The sequence below is a fragment of the Kitasatospora sp. NPDC088779 genome (genome assembly GCF_040685395.1).
Classification (GTDB): domain Bacteria; phylum Actinomycetota; class Actinomycetes; order Streptomycetales; family Streptomycetaceae; genus Kitasatospora.
Window position 1 is genome coordinate 1 of sequence record NZ_JBFBHW010000068.1, and the last position, 17,282, is coordinate 17,282.

The 17,282-nt window shown below is 74.1% G+C and carries 13 protein-coding genes; 3 read left to right on the forward strand and 10 right to left on the reverse strand.

Annotation, left to right across the window (positions count from 1 at the left end):
* Positions 1-463: 463 nt before the first annotated feature.
* On the reverse strand, positions 464-1,468 hold the full coding sequence (locus tag AB0P03_RS37000; protein WP_063349146.1) for a stage II sporulation protein M: 1,005 nt from the start codon (positions 1,466-1,468) through the stop codon (positions 464-466).
* A gap of 294 nt (positions 1,469-1,762) precedes the next feature.
* On the opposite strand from AB0P03_RS37000, the gene AB0P03_RS37005 reads away from it, so the two are divergent.
* A complete protein-coding gene (locus tag AB0P03_RS37005; protein ID WP_363633073.1) occupies positions 1,763-2,773 on the forward strand; it encodes an RDD family protein in 1,011 nt (336 codons plus the stop codon).
* A gap of 46 nt (positions 2,774-2,819) precedes the next feature.
* Here AB0P03_RS37005 and AB0P03_RS37010 read toward each other — a convergent pair whose 3' ends face one another.
* Positions 2,820-3,470: a hypothetical protein gene (locus AB0P03_RS37010; RefSeq protein WP_363633075.1), complete on the reverse strand. Its 651-nt coding sequence runs from the start codon at positions 3,468-3,470 to the stop codon at positions 2,820-2,822.
* Positions 3,471-3,582: 112 nt separating this feature from the next.
* Between AB0P03_RS37010 and AB0P03_RS37015 the strand changes: the two genes are divergently transcribed.
* Positions 3,583-4,482, forward strand: coding sequence for a sigma factor (locus AB0P03_RS37015; RefSeq protein ID WP_363633077.1), 900 nt, complete (start codon positions 3,583-3,585; stop codon positions 4,480-4,482).
* Positions 4,483-4,562: 80 nt separating this feature from the next.
* Here the strand turns inward: AB0P03_RS37015 and ahcY are convergent, their stop codons facing one another.
* The 6 genes from ahcY to AB0P03_RS37045 form a co-directional block, all read right to left on the reverse strand.
* Complete coding sequence (gene ahcY / locus AB0P03_RS37020) at positions 4,563-6,011, reverse strand: adenosylhomocysteinase (protein WP_363633078.1); 1,449 nt, start codon at positions 6,009-6,011, stop codon at positions 4,563-4,565.
* Between the two features lie 352 nt (positions 6,012-6,363).
* Positions 6,364-7,341 (reverse strand): cation diffusion facilitator family transporter, encoded by a 978-nt coding sequence (locus AB0P03_RS37025; RefSeq protein WP_363587586.1) that lies wholly within the window; start codon positions 7,339-7,341, stop codon positions 6,364-6,366.
* Between the two features lie 77 nt (positions 7,342-7,418).
* A complete protein-coding gene (locus tag AB0P03_RS37030; RefSeq protein ID WP_363587588.1) occupies positions 7,419-8,693 on the reverse strand; it encodes an SIS domain-containing protein in 1,275 nt (424 codons plus the stop codon).
* Positions 8,694-8,759: 66 nt separating this feature from the next.
* Positions 8,760-8,942 (reverse strand): Trm112 family protein, encoded by a 183-nt coding sequence (locus AB0P03_RS37035; RefSeq protein WP_280686052.1) that lies wholly within the window; start codon positions 8,940-8,942, stop codon positions 8,760-8,762.
* A gap of 83 nt (positions 8,943-9,025) precedes the next feature.
* Positions 9,026-10,411: a phosphomannomutase/phosphoglucomutase gene (locus AB0P03_RS37040; protein WP_363587590.1), complete on the reverse strand. Its 1,386-nt coding sequence runs from the start codon at positions 10,409-10,411 to the stop codon at positions 9,026-9,028.
* A 190-nt stretch (positions 10,412-10,601) separates the two neighbouring features.
* Complete coding sequence (locus tag AB0P03_RS37045; protein WP_079136306.1) at positions 10,602-11,045, reverse strand: DUF3499 domain-containing protein; 444 nt, start codon at positions 11,043-11,045, stop codon at positions 10,602-10,604.
* 84 nt (positions 11,046-11,129) lie between these two features.
* Between AB0P03_RS37045 and AB0P03_RS37050 the strand changes: the two genes are divergently transcribed.
* Positions 11,130-11,582 carry a metallopeptidase family protein gene (locus AB0P03_RS37050; protein WP_079135840.1) on the forward strand — a complete coding sequence of 151 codons (453 nt, stop codon included), beginning with the start codon at positions 11,130-11,132 and terminating at the stop codon, positions 11,580-11,582.
* A gap of 53 nt (positions 11,583-11,635) precedes the next feature.
* On the opposite strand, the gene AB0P03_RS37055 is transcribed toward AB0P03_RS37050, so the two are convergent.
* Both AB0P03_RS37055 and AB0P03_RS37060 read right to left on the reverse strand, forming a co-directional pair.
* Complete coding sequence (locus AB0P03_RS37055; protein WP_363633079.1) at positions 11,636-13,348, reverse strand: DUF5719 family protein; 1,713 nt, start codon at positions 13,346-13,348, stop codon at positions 11,636-11,638.
* A gap of 6 nt (positions 13,349-13,354) precedes the next feature.
* Positions 13,355-17,206: a glycosyltransferase family 2 protein gene (locus AB0P03_RS37060; RefSeq protein WP_363633080.1), complete on the reverse strand. Its 3,852-nt coding sequence runs from the start codon at positions 17,204-17,206 to the stop codon at positions 13,355-13,357.
* Positions 17,207-17,282: the final 76 nt, after the last annotated feature.

The following is a 17,282-nucleotide window of genomic DNA, read 5'->3' on the forward strand; positions in this document are numbered from 1 at the left end:
TCCAACCCCAGAAGATTCTGAGGCCGGGGATGTCAACATATCTGGCGTTGACTTTTGGCACGCTGTTGAGTTCTCAAGGAACGGACACTTCCTTCAGGCCGCCTTCCAGCGGGCCCTCCGGGCGCTTCGTTCTTTCGTGTTTCCAGCTTATCAGATCCTCGCGGCCGTTCTTACCGGCTTCGTTTCTCCGAATTCCCGCTGGCGGGATTTCCTTCGAACTTCGCTCCGAAGCTTATCAAAGCTTTCGATGTGCTCAGTCCGCGGGATTTTGCTTCGTCGAAGGATGCGCATTCATAAAACGCGCTCACCTCAATTTGGCGGTGTCGTAGACACTAACGCCCGGGACTGACCGTTGTCCAGTCTGCCCCAACCGTTCAAACCTACTAGCCCACCCTCACCACGTCAATGGTTTGGTCGGGATGCGAGAAGAGTACCAGGTCAGAGGCATGTCGATCACCTCGTCTCAGGCCGCGACGGGTTGCAGATCCGCCCGATCGGCCGCGTCCAGATCACCGACTTCGCCGGCCTCGGCGGCCTTTCGGCCCCACACCAGCGCGTAGAGAAGGAATGCCGCCTCGGCCAGCACTCCGATCGAGATGCGTGCCCAGGTGGGCAGCCCGGAAGGGGTGACGAACGCTTCGAGCACACCGGAAACGGCCAGCACCGTGGCAAGGCCGATGGACATGCCGATGATGGAGCGGCCCTGTTCGGCCAGGGCCGTTCCACGGGTGCGCGGGCCGGGGTCGATGACCGTCCAGCCGAGGCGCAGACCGAGGCCTCCGGCCACGAACACCGCGGTCAGCTCCAGCAGGCCGTGCGGGATGAGCAGGCCGAGGAAGACGTCGAGTCGCCCGGCGGAGGCCATCAGCCCGACGCCGACACCGAGGTTGACCACGTTGGTCCACATCACCCAGAGCACCGGGAGACCCAGCGCGATCCCGAACAGCAGGCACTGCACGGCGATCCAGGCGTTGTTCGTCCAGACCTGCGCGGCGAACGAACTCGCCGGGCGGTCCGAGTAGTACGACTCGTACTGCCCGCCCGGGCGGGTCATCTCCCGCAGGTGATCCGGGGCGACCAGGCTGTTGCGGACCTCGGGGTGGGTGGCCATCCACCAGGCGAGCACCGCGGTGGCCAGCAGCGAGACGACCGCGACCGGCACCCACCAGCGGCGCGCGCGGTACAGCGCGGCCGGGAAGCTCACCGTGTAGTACCGGGCGACGTCGTGCCATCCGCTGCTGCGCGATCCGGTCACCGCGCTGCGGGCCCGCGAGACCAGGCCGGTCAGCCGGCTGAGCAGGGCAGGGTCCGGCGCGGCGGCCTGGACCTTGGCCAGGTGGCCGGTGGCGCGCTGGTACAAGGTGACCAGTTCGTCGGCCTCCTCTCCGCTGAGCCGGCGCCGTCGGGCGAGGGCGTCCAGCCGTGCCCACTCCCCCTGGTGGGTGGCGACGAAGACGTCCAGGTCCATTCGGCGGCTCCATGGTCGGCGGTGGGCGCGAGGGGGCCCGGTCGCGGGCGGGTGGACGGGCGGGTACGTACGGATACGCGCGGCCCAGCATGCCAGCAGCGGTGGGCCCCCCGACCGCCGGGATCTCACTTCCCGTGCGACCACCGGGCGCCGTATGTTTGCGGCTGCGGATCAGACTGCGGAGAGCAGGTCGTGGGGGCCGGTCCGGATGACGCCCCTCCCCTCGTCCGTGCCGCCCTCGGCGGCCTCCATGAGTGAGCTGTACGGCTCCACGAACGTGAACGGACAGGTGTCTTGAGCGACCTGGTGACGGGTGAGGCGGTCGTCCTCGACCTGCAGACGGCGAAGCTTCCCAGCCGGGCGCTGGCGATCACGCTGGACCTGCTCGTGGAGTTCGCTGCCCTGTTCCTGGTCTCGCTCACCCTGAGCGTCGCCCTGATCGGACTGGACGGTGCGGCGCTGGCGGCCACCCTGATCGGGCTGCTGGTGTTCTTCCTGGTGGCCGTGCCGGTGATGGTCGAGACCTTCACCCACGGGCGCTCGCTCGGCAAGGCCGCGCTCGGCCTGCGGGTGGTGCGCACCGACGGCGGCCCGGTGCGGTTCCGGCACTCGCTGGTGCGCGGGCTGGTCGGCTTCATGGAGCTGGTCGCCATGACCGGCGTGCCGGCGGTGATCACCTCGGCCGTGAACGTGGACGGCAAGCGGCTGGGCGACATCTTCGCCGGGACGGTGGTCGTCCGCGAGCGCACCCCGGGCGGGGGGACGCCGCCGCTGCCGCCCGTGCACCCGCACCTGCTCCAGACGATGGGCCGGGAGCTGGTCGCGATGGACCTGTCCGCCGTGCCGGAGCCACTCTGGCTGGCGATTCGCCAACTGCTTGGCCGCATAGGCCAGTTGGACCCCACGGTGGCGCTCCAGATGTCCACCCGGCTGGCCGGCGACCTGGCCGCCCGGACCGGTCATCCGGTGGCGCAGGGGCTGCACCCGGCGGCATACCTGGGCGCGGTGCTCACCGAGCGCCAGCGCCGGGAGTGGACGCGGGCCCAGGCCCAGTGGCAGCGGACCGCAGCCCCCGCACCCGCCGCGTGGCCGGCTCCCGCGCCCCAGCCGCCCACCGCGGACGGCGGGCCGCTGCGCGTCCTCGGCGTCCCGACGACGACCGCGGCAACGACCCCGACGACGCCCGTGGCCCCGGCCGCCCCCTCCTTCGAGAAGCCCGCCCCGCCCACCGCCGACCAGCCGTCCCCGACACCGGCCCCAGCCTCGACACCGGCCCCCGGCACCGGCTTCGCGCCGCCCGCCTAGGCTCACCGCGCCGTCGGGCCCGCCGCCCGACCCACTCAGCCCGGACCTACTCCCCGAACTGCGCCGGCCAGGCGTTCGGCGGCGACGCCAGCTCCTCCAGTTCGATCCCGTCGGCCGCCAGCACCACGTCCCCCGCGAGGTGCACGACCTGCTGCTCGCCGGTCTCCAGGTCCGCGACCTGGTACCGCTCGACCAGCAGCGGCCCGGAGTCGGTCTGGTGCGTGTCGACCCCCTCCAGCAGCCACCCCTGGTCGAAGGTGCGCGGCGCCAGCACCGGTTCGGTGAACGCGACCAGCCGCACCCGTGCACTCGCCCCCTCCCGCAGCCGCAGCAGCCGGGCGGTGGCGACCAGGAAGGCCGGCGAGCCGCCGGTGAACCCGTGCGCCCGGTCGTGCCCCTCCACGCTGTGCTCGCCGCCCGGGTCCGCCGCGTCCGTCCGGACCCAGGCGACGCCGTCCACCGCGCCGCCGCGCACCTGCCAGCCACCGGCCCGCAGCTCCATCCGCAGCGGGCGGGCCCGCGAGTCCAGGGTGAGGTCGATGCTGCCGATCACCCGCCCGTCCGGCGCGTAGGTCTTGGAGACGTACCGCCAGCCGGCCGCCCCGGGGGCGCAGCTGAAGCGCTCCTCCCCGAGCAGCACGCGGTCGTGACCCAGAGGAGTCATGGCTGTATGGAGCGAGTACCGGCCGTTGGGCATGCCCGAAAGCCTACGTGCGCACTTCGCATGCAACGTTCGGGGCGGGTGCCCGCATTAGGGGGGTGGACGGCGCGCACGAGCGCCGACGGTACGCGGGAGAAGGGGGGCGCAGATGGCGAAGCAGGCACGCGACGAGGAGTTCACGGAGTACGTGACTTCCAGGAGTGGCTGGCTGCGCAAGGTCGCCTATCTGCTGTGCGGGGACTGGCACCGCGCGGACGACCTGGTCCAGGAGACCATCACCAAGCTGTACGTGAACTGGTCGCGGGCAGGCCGCATGGAGAACCTGGACGGCTACGCCCGCAGGGTGCTGGTCAACACCTTCCTGGCCGAGCAGCGCACCTCCTGGTGGCGACGGACCAGCCGGCCGGGCACCGCCCTCGACACCGAGTCCGTGCCCGTCGACCTCGACGCCTCGCTGGACCTGCGCCACGCCCTGGCGACGCTGCCGGCCCGCCAACGGCGGCCGGCCTACTGGCTGGTCGACTCGGGCGGCATGGCCGCCCCGACGCTGCGCTGGCTGACCCCCGACGGCCGGTGGGCGGAGATCAGCGGAAACGGTGGCGGCCGCCTCGAAAACTTCTCCCAGGAGATCCTGCTCAGGGTCGCGGCCGATGTCCGGTACGGCCACTGGGACGTCCCCCTGCCGGTGCGGTTCACCGGCCTGCCCGAGACGTTCAAGGCCACCGACATCTCGCTCTGGCGGCCGGACACGGACGGCGTCGGCGCCTGGAGCCTGTGGCTGATGTTCCAGGTCGAGGGGAAGAACGTCTCGGTCACCCTGCGGCCGATCGGGCCGCGCCCGGTCTACACCAGCACGGACGGCTCGCCCTACACCGACTCGCACCCGCCCTTGGAGTCCGTCCAGAACGGGGTGGAGATCTCCATCGGCACCGGAGCCGGCGATCCGCCCTCCCTGGAGCAGCTCGGCGGCCTCCCCTGGATGCTCGCCCACACCGAGGCCCTCGGCCCGGACGCCACCGACTGGACCACCGACGTCATCGTGCCCTGAACCGCCGACGGCCGACCGAACGCGCCGGTGGCCGGCACCCCTGCGCAGGGGTGCCGGCCACCGGCGTACGGCTCACCGCATCAGTAGCGGTACTGCTCCGCCTTGTACGGGCCCTCGACCGGGACGCCGATGTAGTCGGCCTGCTCCTGGCTCAGGGTGGTCAGCTTCACGCCGAGCGCGTCGAGGTGCAGCCGGGCGACCTTCTCGTCCAGGTGCTTGGGCAGCACGTAGACGCCGATCGGGTACTGCTCGGTCTTCGTGAACAGCTCGATCTGGGCGATCGTCTGGTTCGCGAAGGAGTTGGACATCACGAACGACGGGTGGCCGGTCGCGTTGCCCAGGTTCAGCAGGCGGCCCTCGGAGAGGACGATGATGGTGCGTCCGTCGGCCTTGCGCCACTCGTGGACCTGCGGCTTGACCTCGGTCTTCACCACGCCGGGCAGCTGCGCCAGGCCGGCCATGTCGATCTCGTTGTCGAAGTGGCCGATGTTGCCGACGATGGCCTGGTGCTTCATCCGGGCCATGTGGGAGGCCATGATGATGTCCTTGTTGCCCGTGGTGGTGATGAAGATGTCGGCCGTCTCGACGACGTCCTCCAGGGTGGCGACCTGGTAGCCGTCCATCGCCGCCTGGAGCGCGCAGATCGGGTCGATCTCGGTGACGATGACGCGGGCGCCCTGGCCGCGCAGCGACTCGGCGCAGCCCTTGCCGACGTCGCCGTAGCCGCAGACGACGGCGACCTTGCCGCCGATCAGGACGTCGGTGGCGCGGTTGATGCCGTCGATGAGCGAGTGGCGGCAGCCGTACTTGTTGTCGAACTTCGACTTGGTGACCGAGTCGTTGACGTTGATCGCCGGGAACAGCAGCTGGCCGTCACGGTGCATCTCGTACAGGCGGTGGACACCGGTGGTGGTCTCCTCGGTCACGCCCTTGATGGTGGCGGCGACCTCGGTCCACTTGTTCGGGGAGTCCTTGAGGGTGCGGTTGAGCAGCTCCAGGATGATCCGGAACTCGTCGTTGTCCGCGGTGGACGGGTCCGGCGCGGCACCGGCCTTCTCGACCTCGACACCCTTGTGGATCAGCAGGGTGGCGTCGCCGCCGTCGTCCAGGATCATGTTCGGGGTCTTGCCCTCGGGCCAGGTCAGAGCCTGCTCGGTGCACCACCAGTACTCGTCCAGGGTCTCGCCCTTCCAGGCGAAGACCGGCACGCCCTGCGGGTTCTCCGGGGTGCCCTCCGGGCCGACCGCGATGGCGGCGGCCGCGTGGTCCTGGGTGGAGAAGATGTTGCAGGAGCACCAGCGGACCTCGGCGCCCAGGGCGGTCAGGGTCTCGATGAGGACGGCGGTCTGCACGGTCATGTGCAGCGAGCCGGTGATGCGGGCGCCGGTCAGCGGCTTCGACTCGGCGTACTCGGCTCGGATCGACATCAGGCCGGGCATCTCGTGCTCGGCCAGCTGGATCTCCTTGCGGCCGAACGGCGCCAGGGAAAGGTCGGCGACCTTGAAGTCACCGGTGGTGTCGGTCGACATGCGTCTGCTCCTCGCTGATGGGGTGGGCGTGGCCAAGGTCCTGTGTGTGCGGTCGCAGCGGGGGCGGGGCCGTACGGGTGCACGGCTACGCCGGGGCGGCCGGATCCGTGGTGGCGGACCGGTTCCCTGCTGCGCAGCACAAACCGTCGGAGGACCTCTCTCCCTCGACCGGGGCACACCCCACAGGGGCGGACCGCCGATCAACCGCCATCAGCAGCGACGTTCTGGCTCTGGTGACGAATCTACACCGGCGGCCCCACCGGCCGTCCGCCGATGAGCGATTTCGGCCTCGGACCGGACGGGTCCTCAAGCGGATCCCAGCCGACCCCGGCCGGCGGCGGACCGGCGCCGGTCAGTGCGAGGCGCCGGGCCCGGGCCCGCCGGGGGTGGCCGCCGGGTCCTCGCCCGCGGCGGCCTTCTCGGCGCTGTAGACGTCGGGCTCCAGGTAGATCGCCCGCGCGATCGGGACGGCGGCCCGGACCCGCTCCTCCGCCGCGTCGATCGCCCGCGCGACGCGGGCCGCGCTGTCCTCCGCGTTGACGGCGATCTTGGCGGCGACCAGCAGTTCCTCCGGCCCCAGGTGCAGGGTGCGCATGTGGATCACGCCGGTGACGGCCTCGCCGTCCACCAGCGCCTCGCGGATCCGGCGCACCGAATCCCGGTCGGCGGACTCGCCGAGCAGCAGCGACTTGGTCTCCAGGGCGAGCACCACCGCGATCAGCACCAGCAGGACGCCGATGCCCAGGGTGCCGACGCCGTCCCAGACGCCGTCGCCGGTGATCACGGTGAGCGAGACGCCGAGCAGCGCGAGCACCAGGCCGATCAGCGCGCCGGCGTCCTCCAGCAGCACCACCGGCAGCTCCGGGGCCTTGGCGGTGCGGATGAACTGCACCCAGCCCTGGCCGCCCTTGGCCTTCGCCGACTCGCGCATCGCGGTGAGGAAGGACCAGCCCTCCATCGCGACGGCGAAGATCAGCACGCCGACCGCCCAGCCCCAGGAGTCCAGCTTCTCCGGGTGGTTGACCTTGTGCCAGCCCTCGTAGATCGCGAACAGGCCGCCGACGCTGAAGAGGACGATCGCCACCAGGAAGCCGTAGATGTAACGCTCGCGGCCGTACCCGAACGGGTGCTCCTCGTCCGCCGCCCGGCGCGCCCGCTTGCCGCCGATCAGCAGCAGCACCTGGTTGCCCGAGTCGGCGACCGAGTGCACGCCCTCGGCCAGCATCGACGAGGAGCCGGTGAAGCCGAAGGCGGTGAACTTGGCCGCCGCGATCGCCAGGTTCGCGGACAGTGCCGCGACCAGTGCCTTGGTGCCGCCTTCTGTACTCATGCTCCGGGTCCCTCCGCCGCAATGGCTGGTCGCGCTGCTCCGTCGAGCGCTTACCGTACCGGCCGTGCGACGCCGGCTCAGGACTGCGCGGCGGCGAGCCCGAGGTAGACGGCGGCGAAGTCGGTCAGCGCGACCAGGTCGGCGAGCGCGTGCAGCGGGTCCGGCCGGGTGGTCGCGTACTCGGTCAGCCGGACGTCGTGGGCGCCGGCCAGCCGGTGCGCGCGGGTGACGCCGAAGCTGCGCGGGCCCGCGTCGTCCTCCGGCACCTCGGCCGGCCCGTCCGCCTCGTCGGCCGCGCCGCCGGGCTGGGCCCCGGGCCGACCGCCGGGCGCCCCCGGGACGTGCCGCAGCAGCAGGACCTGGAGGTGCAGCGGATCCGGCTCGTCGACCCGGTCGCGGAAGAAGTCGTCCGGGTCCGCGCCCGCGCCCAACTGGCCGGTGAACATGCCGCGGTGGGCGGTGAGCACCTGCGGCAGCGGCCCGGCCAGCGCCGGGCGGCCGGCCCGTTCGGCGAGCTGGGCGGCGAAGCGGGTGGCGACGGCCCCGGCGATCGGGCCCTCGGCCCACAGCAGCGGGACCGTCCCGGCCAGCCGGGCGGCCAGGCCCTTGGCCGGGTTGGTGTACGCGGCGGCGTCGGGGCGGCAGCGGACGGCGGTCGCGTCCAGCAGGTCGGCGACGGCCGGCAGCGCGTCGTACGGCAGCTGGGTGATGCCGATCTTCTGGGCGAGCGCGAGCAGCGGGGTGAGGTGGGACCACAGCGCGGCCGGGTCCTCGGCGGGGAGGTCCGGCTCGGCGGCCGGGCGGGCGGGCGCCTCGTCCTCGGGCAGCGCGGAGGCCACGTACGGCAGCGGCAGCGCGCGCACCTGCAACGCGGCCTCGGCCAGCGGGCTGCCCACCGGGGCGGTGACCGCGATCGCGCAGCCGCGCGCGTAGGCCTGCTCGGCGAGGCTGACCAGGCCCGGTTCGCCGCCGTCGGCGGAGCTGACCACCAGGAGGTCCAGCGGGCCGGCCCAGCCGGGCAGTTGCCAGCCGAGCCCGGTGGTGAAGGCGGGCGGCGCGCCGGCCCGGTCGGCGCGCGGGGCGGCCGCCTCGGTCGGCGGCAGCGTGGTGATCAGGCCGGCGCTGCCGGCCAGCGCGGTCAGGATCTCGCCCGCCGTCAGGGCGCTGCCGTGGCCCGCGACCAGGACGGCGCGCGGGCGGCCGTCCGGGCGCAGCCGGTCCAGGCCGGCCGCGTCGGCCAGCCGCAGCGCGGTGCGGACCCGCGCGCCGGCGCCGGCCAGGGCCAGCAGGGCGCGGTCGCGGTCGGCGCGCTGCAGGGCGGCCGGGTCGTCGAGCAGGGTGTCGTCGAGCATGCGGCGGGCCTCCGGCTGCTGTCCTGTGCGCGCTGGGCTGACGGGGTGGGGGCTTCGCCCCAAGGATCAGGCCGGGCGGCGGGCCTCGTCCACCAGCAGGACCGGAATGCCGTCCCGCACCGGGTACGCGAGGCCGCAGTCCGCGCCGGTGCAGACCAGCTCGGGCTGCTCCTCGGTGCCGCCCTCGGTGAGCGCGGCCCGGCACTGCGGGCAGACCAGGATCTCCAGCAGGAAGGATTCGAGCTTCATGGGGCTCTCCAAAAGTCGGGGGGTGGCACGGCGGTGCCCCGGCCGATAGGCAACCCTACCGGCCGGGGCACAGCAGGCCTCGGTCAGGCGCGGACGATGGCGAGCACGCCGTCGCGCAGCTCGGCCATCTTCGCCGGGTCCTTGGCCTCGGCGTTCAGGCGCAGCAGCGGCTCGGTGTTGGAGGCGCGCAGGTTGAACCACCAGTCCGGGCCGGCCACGGTGAGGCCGTCCAGCTCGTCGACGGTGGTGCCCTCCAGGCCGGCGTAGGCGGCGCGGACGGCGGCGGTGCTGGCGGCCTGGTCGGCGACGGTGCTGTTGATCTCGCCGGAGGCGGCGTAGCGGTCGTACTCGGCGGTGAGCGCGGACAGCGTGCCGGGCTGCCCGCCGAGCGCGGCCAGCACGTGCAGCGCGGCCAGCATGCCGGTGTCGGCGCGCCAGAAGTCGCGGAAGTAGTAGTGCGCGGAGTGCTCGCCGCCGAAGACGGCGTCGGTGACGGCCATCTCCTGCTTGATGAAGGAGTGGCCGACCCGGGTGCGCACCGGGTTGGCGCCGAGCTCGCGGACCACCTCGGGGACGGTCCAGGAGGTGATCAGGTTGTGGATGACGGTCGGCTCGGCCTCGCCGGCGGCCTGGGCGCGGGCGATCTCGCGGGCGGCGACCAGGGCGGTGATGGCGGACGGGGAGACCGGCTCGCCGCGCTCGTCGACGACGAAGCAGCGGTCGGCGTCGCCGTCGAAGGCCAGACCGAGGTCGGCGCCGACCTCGCGGACCCGGGCCTGGAGGTCGACGATGTTCTTCGGGTCGAGCGGGTTGGCCTCGTGGTTGGGGAAGGTCCCGTCCAGCTCGAAGTACATCGGGACGAGCTCGATCGGCAGGCCGTCGAAGACGGTCGGCACGGTGTGGCCGCCCATGCCGTTGCCCGCGTCCACGACGACCTTGAGCGGACGGATCGCGGTGAGGTCGACCAGGCCCAGCAGGTGGTCGGCGTAGCCCCGCAGGGTGTCCTGCTCGGACAGCGCGCCCGGCTTGACGTCCTTGGCCGGGACGGTGACGGTGTCGTCCTCACCCGTCCAGGACTCGACCAGCTCGCGGATCTCGGCGAGGCCGGTGTCCTGGCCGACCGGGGCGGCGCCGGCCCGGCACAGCTTGATGCCGTTGTACTGGGCCGGGTTGTGGCTGGCGGTGAACATCGCGCCGGGCAGGTCGAGCTTGCCGCTGGCGTAGTAGAGCTGGTCGGTCGAGCAGAGGCCGATCTGGACGACGTCGGCGCCGTAGGCGGCGGCGCCCTCGGCGAACGCCCGGGTGAGCGACGGGGAGGAGGGGCGCATGTCGTGGCCGACGACGATCGCGGACGCGCCGGTGACCTGCACGAACGCGGCGCCGAAGGCCCGGGACAGGTGCTCGTCCCACTGGTCCGGGACGACGCCTCGGACGTCGTAGGCCTTCACGAGCTGCTTGAGGTCGCGCACTGCGGCTCCACCCTGGTCTCTGTACTGGTCGGTGTGCGTGTGATCGGCGGCTGGCCGCCCACGGTCACGATACGTCGGGGTCACCGCCCGTTCGGTCGACGGTCCGCGGTGACGGTAGACGGGCAGCGTACCCAAGTCGGACGAACGCCCGGTGCGGGCCCGGGCGGGGTACGGCGTCGGCTGTGCGGCGTCAGTTGTCCGGCGAGCGCAGGACGCGCAGGTGGCCGCGGCGGCCGCCCTCGGTGGACTCGCCCTCGGACCCGCGGCCCTGACGGGGGGTCTGCGGCCGGGCGGCCTCGCGGACGGCGTTGGCGAGGGCCTCCAGGTCGTCGCTGCTGCGGCGCAGCGGCCCGGCCTCGGCGGCCAGCCGGACGACCTCCCAGCCGCGCGGGGCGGTGAGGCGCTCGGCGTGCTCGGCGCACAGGTCGTAGCAGTGCGGCTCGGCGTAGGTGGCGAGCGGGCCCAGGACGGCGGTGGAGTCCGCGTAGACGTACGTCAGCGTCGCGACGGCCGGCCGGCCGCACGCGGTCCGCGAACAACGACGTACAGAGCTCACGAGGGTGGACGGTACCGCACTCCTCGCCGGGGAGCGAAGACCGCCTGTCCGGCGGGTGTGCCGTGTCGCGGTCCGCACGCCGGTCCGCGCCCCGCCGCCCCGGGCGTTTCCCCGTCGGAGTAGTCCACTTCCGACCGTCCAAGGACTACCCTCGGCAGTGATATGGACAGCTCTGCACCGCAGTCATCGACGGGACCCTCGCGCCGTCCCCGGCATCGCGACCGGCACGGCAGGGGGCTGCGCGGCCCGCTGGCGCCGCCCCAGGTGCCGATCTCGCTCACCCGCTCCGAACTGTTCGACGACTACGTGCGCGAATCGGTGGAGCGTCTTGAACGGCGCTGGCCGCAGTTGATCGAAGTGGAGTTCGCCGTCCAGGAGGTGCCGCTGCACGAGCCCGACGCGGCCGACGGCGAGGACGGCGTGCCGCTGGGGCGGGTGTTGCCGGGCAAGCAGGGCCGCAAGAGCCAGATCGTGGTGTACCGGCGGCCGGTGGAGATCCGGGCGAAGACCCGGGAGGACCGCGCGGCACTGGTGCACGAGATCCTGATCGAGCAGGTGGCGGAGCTGCTGGGGCTGTCCCCGGACGCCATCGACCCGCGCTACGACGAGGACTGAGCACGCGGACGGGGCGGTACCCGGGCCTGCCGGGTACCGCCCCGTCCGACCGGTCAGCGCAGGACGACGCCCGGATCCTGCCCGGCCCGCGGGACCCTGACGGTGCTGTGGTCGTCGCGCAGCGACTGGATGGTGAACATCGGCACGTCCTTGGCGGGCAGCGAGAGCATCCGGGCGGCCATCACCGGGCCGCCTGAGACGGTCTCGACGGTGAGCGCGAAGCTGCCGTTCAGCCCGCCGGGCTCGGGCGCCGGGAGGGCGACCGTGCCGCCGGCCGGCAGCTGGACGTCCTTGCTCACCGGGGTGCCGCCGCCGCTGCCGGCCGAGGCGGTGACCCGGACGGTGGCGGCGTCGCCGGCGGAGGTCAGGAACAGCGTGGACGCGCCGGCCCGGTTGTCGGCGACCGTGGCGCGGGCGCCGACCGGGCCGGTGCCGGTGAGCCAGGCGGCGTCGCTCTTGCCGCCGCCCCCGGCCCGGTCGACCCGCAGGCCGGCCACGACCGGGGTCGGGTGCTTGTCGTCGGTGGGCGACAGCCGCAGCCCGGCGACCTCGTCGCGGGTGACCTTGCCGAGGTCGACGGCGGCCACCATGCCCGCCTTGATGTGGATGGACTCGTTGCCGGCCGGGGTGAACCAGCCGTTCTTGCCGGACAGCTGGATCTTCAGGTCGGCGTCGTCCTCCGGCGGCGCCCAGACCACCAGGTGGGCGGCGGAGGTGTCGGCGGGCAGGCCGGGCAGCACCTGGGTGGCCGCCGGCTCGGCCGAGGCCGGGATCCAGTCGGCGCCCCTGCCGCCGTCGGCGGCGTGCAGCGCGGCGCCGACCCGTCCGCTGCGGGCGACCACGTGCACGGCGAGGTCGTTGACCGCGCCCTTGCTGATCGTCGGCAGCAGCACGGACTGGGAGCTGCCGGGGGCGACGGTGATGCCGTTGGCGGCGTCGTTCTCGATCAGGCCCTTGTCGCCGTACAGCTTGATGTCGACCACGGCGGCGGAGGACTCGGTGTTCACCAGGCTGACGTAGTCGACCCGGTCGCCGGCCGTGCTGGCCCCGGCGAACCAGAAGCTGGTCCCCGCGGGGGTGCAGGTGAGGCCGGACAGGCCGAGGCCGCGCTGCTCGGTGACCACGGTGGTCTGGGTGACGGTGAAGCCGGGGGCGAGGGCGCCGGTGGCGACGGCCCCGGTGCCGGGCGCGGTGTCGCCGTTGGCGGCCGGGCCGGTGGCCGGGGTGCCGGGCTTGGCCAGGGTCAGCCGGGCGTCGGCGGGCGCGGCGCCCTTGTCCGGGGCGGCCGGGGCGGCCGAGCCGGACGGCGCGGCGGGGGCGCCGGCCGCCGGGGCGGAGGGCGCGGTGGTCGGCGGGGTCGCGGGCGCGGCGGCGTCGGAGAGCCAGCCGGCCCCGCCGGTGGCGCCGCCCGTCCCGGGCGGGGTGTAGGCGGTGAGCGTGGTCGAGCCGGTCAGGCCCTGGAGCGGCTGCGGGCAGACCGCCGCCGTCCGCTCGACCTGCGCGGTGGTCGGGGCGACGCCACCGTCCGCCTTGGCGGGGGCGGCCGGCGGGCGCGTCTCGGCGATCCCGAACACCGCCGCGAGCACGACGGCCGCGGCCAGCAGGGACTGCGTGGTCCTGGTGCCCCCGGACCGCCCGGCCGGCCGGGCGGAGGCCGCGGGCTCCGGCGCCTGGGCCGGGGCGTGCCCGGACTGCCCGGCCTCGGCGGCCTCCGTCGGCTCGACGGCCTCGGGCGCGGACTTCTTCCTGAATGCGGGCTTCTTCATCGCGGGTCAGCTCCCCGATCCGTGCTGGTGCGGGTACCGGCCCGTGCCGTTGGGGTCGTTCGGGTCGTTGGGGTCGTAGTAGGGCTCGGCCTGCGGCTGCCCCGGCACCCACGGCTGCTGGTGCTCCGTCTGCTGGTAGGGCTGCTGCTCGTAGCCGTACTGCTGCTCCTGCGGGTACGGCTGCTGCTCGTAGCCCTGCTGCGGGTACGCCTGCGGCTGGTAGCCCTCGTAGCCCTGGCCGTCGTACCCCTGGCCGCCGTACGGCGCGGCCACCGGCTGCTGGGCCGCGTACTGGTCGTAGCTGTACGGGTCGGCCTGCTGGTACGTCTGGTACGGGTCGGTGTACGGCTCGGTCTCCTGGACGGCCGCGGCCGCCTGGACCGCTTCGGCCACCGGCTCGCCGGCGGGCTGCGCCGGGATCGCGCCCGGCGGGCCCTCGTACACCCCGCCGTCCTCGCCGCCCTCGCCGCGCTCGGCCATCCGGCGGGCCCGGCGGCTGCCGGGGGCGGGCGCCTGCGCCTGGGCCGCGGCGGCCAGCGCGGCGGCGGCCACCACCTCCTCGGGCAGGTCGTCGTCCTTGTGGCTGCGGCGTCCGGGCAGGGCCAGCACGAGGATGGTCAGGCCGAGCAGCACCTGGGCCCAGATCCAGCCGGTGTGCGCGAAGCCGTCCTCCCGGGTGACGGACAGCTTGCCGCCGCCGGCCGGGAGCTTGAAGCCCTGCGCCCAGCCGTCGACCGTGACGGACTCCAGCGCGGTGCCGCCCACGGTGGCCTTCCACTCGGGGGCGGCGGACTCGGCGAGCCGCAGCACCCGGCCGTCCGGGCCGGCCGGGACGGTGGCGGTGAGGTCGCGGGCCCCGGCCGGGACGACCACCGGGGCGGCGCCCGGGGCGGTGATCACCGCGCGGACGGCGGGGGCGCCGGTGACCTGCCAGAGCGCGGAGTCGCCGTCCTGGTTGGCCTTGACCAGGCCGGGGGTGGTGTCCAGGACGTCCTTGTAGGTGGCGATCACCGACTTCTGGACCAGCACGTAGGCGATGCCGTAGCCGGAGAGCGCACCGGCCTGGTCGGCGCCGGAACCGGCCAGCAGGCTGCCGACCATCTTGTTCAGGCCGTCCTGGGTGCCGGTCGCCGGGTCGACGGTGGACTCGGCCTGGCCGAGCGTCAGGCCCGCGCCGCGGACCACGGTGTAGCGGACCGCGCCGCCGCCCGGGTCGCCGGTGACGACCAGGGTGCGGGACCGGTCGGTGGTGCCGGCCTCCTCCGCGATGAACGCGGGCACCTGGCCGGCCTGGGCCCGGTGCAGCGGCTTGCCGGCGCCGGTGAGCGCCCACCACAGGCCGGTGCCCAGCGGGGCCAGCACCGCGGCGGCCACCACCAGCGCGGCCACCGGCTGGCGCCAGCCGAAGGCGATCCCGGCCACGCGGGCGTTGGCGCCGTCGGCGCCGATCGCGGCGGCCGCCAGCAGGGCGATCCCGGCGATCAGCGAGGCCGGGCCGGCCCAGGCGGGCACCGCCGGGCCGCCGGAGGCCGGGGTGACGGAGGTGCCCGCCACCGCGACCGCGAAGACCAGGCCCGCACCGGCCGCGCCCCAGGCGGCCAGCACCGCGCGGCGGCGGTCGGCGCGCAGCAGTGCGGCGAGCGCGGCGAGCACCACGCCGGCCGACAGCCAGACCGGCGGCACCCCGGCGCCGCCGGGGTTGACCAGCAGCAGGCCGGCCGCGCTCGCACCGGTGCCGTGCAGGCCGGGCAGGCCGGCCTCCAGCAGCAGCCACTGCGGGTGCGTCAGCACCGTCAGCGACCACGGCGCCAGCACCAGGACGGGCAGCGCGAGGATCACCAGGACGCGCAGGCCGAGCAGGCGCAGCGCGGCGCCGCCCGAGCCGAAGGCGCCGCCGCGGACCACCGCGACGACCAGCGTCGCCAGGCACAGCGGCAGCGCGAGCGCCCAGGTCAACGGCACGAAGGAGGTGGCCAGGGTGAGCAGCAGGACGGTCATCCAGACCGGCCGCCACCCCGGGCGGGCGCCCTTAGCGGCGCTCTCGTCGCGGATGCCGAGACCGGCCGCGATCGCGGCGGCGCGGGCCAGCGGCGGCAGCAGCACGGCGAGGACGGCGGTGCCGATCCGGCCCTGGGCGAGCGCGCCGGTCGCGGCGGGCAGCAGCGCGTAGGCGGCGCTGGCCCAGGCCCGGACCAGCTTGGAGTCCAGCAGCGGCCGGGACACCAGGTAGGCGCTGACCGCCGACAGCGGCACGGTGAGCACGACCAGCAGGGTGAGCGCGAGGTCGGCGTGGTCGAACAGCACCCAGGACAGCACCGCGAGCACGCCGAGGTACGGCGGCGCGGCGGCGGTGGAGCCGGTGCCGATCGGATGCCAGGCGTCCGCGTACATCGACCAGAGGCCGCCGGCGCCGTCGGTGGCCGGCAGCAGGGCGCCGCCGAACAGCTCGCCGCTGCCGAACAGGCCTCGGCAGGCGATCAGGGCGAACACCAGCAGGGCCGCGAACAGCACCGGCGCCGGACGCCGGGCCAGCTTCTTGATCAGCGTGAACTGCTCGACGACCAGGTCCTCGTCGTCCTCGCCGCCCGGCCCGGCCTCGACCGAGCCGTGCCGGCCGGTGTCGTCCTCTCCCCCTATGCCGAGGGAGCCGATCACGCCCTCGACGGCGAGCCGGGCGGTGGCGCCGGGCGGCGGGAAGAGCGTGCGATCGTCCAGGGCGTCGGCGGCCCGGGTGCGGGCGCGCTGCTTGCGCGCGGCCAGCAGCCGGGGGAAGCGGACGAGTTCGTGGCCGAGGCCGGTGAGCTCGTCGAAGGCCTGGCGCGGGTCCTTGCCGAGCAGGTTGGTGGCGGCCCGCAGCAGGGTGCCGAGCACCAGCCGCAGCAGGACGTAGGGGAAGAGCGCGCCCTTGCAGTTGGCGAGCAGGGTGTAGACGGCGCCGGCCTTGTCCACCCGGTGCGGGTGGGCGGGGCCGCAGTCGATGGCGCGGCGCTCGCGGCTGGCCGCCTCGGCGTGCCGCAGCACGGCGTCGGGGGCGATCACCACGCGGTGGCCGGCGGCGTTGACCCGCCAGCAGAAGTCGGCGTCGTCGCGCATCAGCGGCAGCGCCTTGTCGAAGCCGCCGAGTTCCTCGAAGACGTCGCGGCGCACCAGCATGCCGGCGCTGGAGACGGCGAGCACCGGGCGGACCTGGTCGTGCTGGCCCTGGTCCTGCTCGCGGCGGTCGAGGCCGGTCCAGCGGCGGCCGGAGCGGGCGATGGTGACGCCGACCTCCAGCAGCTGGCGGCGGTCGTACCAGCTGCGCAGCTTGGGGCCGACCACGGCGGCGCTGGGGGTGGAGTCGGCGACCTGGAGCAGCCGGCGCAGCGCGTCGGTCTGCGGCTCGCAGTCGTCGTGCAGCAGCCAGAGCCATTCGACGGGCTGGGTCTCGCGCGGGCCGCCGCGGCCGAGGTCGTCCTCCTGGGCGAGCGGGTCGCCGAAGTCGTCCCAGCCGCCGGTGACCGGGTCGTAGCCGGAGGGGTCGAGCCGGTACGGCAGGTCCTCCGGGCGCAGCGGCGGGCTGCCGAAGACGGCTTCGGCGACGGCGGTGCCGAAGCCGGCCCGGCGGCCGAGGAGCAGCGGGCCGCTCTCGGGCAGCCAGTCCGCGAGGGTGTCCGCCAGCAGTTGCGGAGAGTTGTCGGTGGAACCGGTGTCGACCGCGAGCACCCGCTGGACCTGGCGGTCCTGGCCGAGCAGGCCGGCGAGGGCCTGCGGCAGCCAGCGGGCCCCGTCGTGCGAGACGATCACCGCGGTGACCAGGTGGCGCGGGTAGGCGGGCGGCCTGGCAGCGGTGAAGCCGCTCTGGTGGCTGTAGACGGTCATCGAGTGCGCGGGCCTCAGTTCTCGGTGGACACAGCCGGTGAACGGCAACCGGATGGCGCACCACACTAACGGCTCC

What these genes read in the sequence shown, in the direction of transcription:
- AB0P03_RS37000 (WP_063349146.1), bottom strand. Translation starts at nt 1,468, where the DNA reads ATGGACCTGGACGTCTTCGTCGCCACCCACCAGGGGGAGTGGGCACGG.
- AB0P03_RS37010 (WP_363633075.1), bottom strand. Translation starts at nt 3,470, where the DNA reads ATGCCCAACGGCCGGTACTCGCTCCATACAGCCATGACTCCTCTGGGT.
- AB0P03_RS37015 (WP_363633077.1), top strand. Translation starts at nt 3,583, where the DNA reads ATGGCGAAGCAGGCACGCGACGAGGAGTTCACGGAGTACGTGACTTCC.
- ahcY (WP_363633078.1), bottom strand. Translation starts at nt 6,011, where the DNA reads ATGTCGACCGACACCACCGGTGACTTCAAGGTCGCCGACCTTTCCCTG.
- AB0P03_RS37025 (WP_363587586.1), bottom strand. Translation starts at nt 7,341, where the DNA reads ATGAGTACAGAAGGCGGCACCAAGGCACTGGTCGCGGCACTGTCCGCG.
- AB0P03_RS37030 (WP_363587588.1), bottom strand. Translation starts at nt 8,693, where the DNA reads ATGCTCGACGACACCCTGCTCGACGACCCGGCCGCCCTGCAGCGCGCC.
- AB0P03_RS37035 (WP_280686052.1), bottom strand. Translation starts at nt 8,942, where the DNA reads ATGAAGCTCGAATCCTTCCTGCTGGAGATCCTGGTCTGCCCGCAGTGC.
- AB0P03_RS37050 (WP_079135840.1), top strand. Translation starts at nt 11,130, where the DNA reads ATGGACAGCTCTGCACCGCAGTCATCGACGGGACCCTCGCGCCGTCCC.
- AB0P03_RS37055 (WP_363633079.1), bottom strand. Translation starts at nt 13,348, where the DNA reads ATGAAGAAGCCCGCATTCAGGAAGAAGTCCGCGCCCGAGGCCGTCGAG.
- AB0P03_RS37060 (WP_363633080.1), bottom strand. Translation starts at nt 17,206, where the DNA reads ATGACCGTCTACAGCCACCAGAGCGGCTTCACCGCTGCCAGGCCGCCC.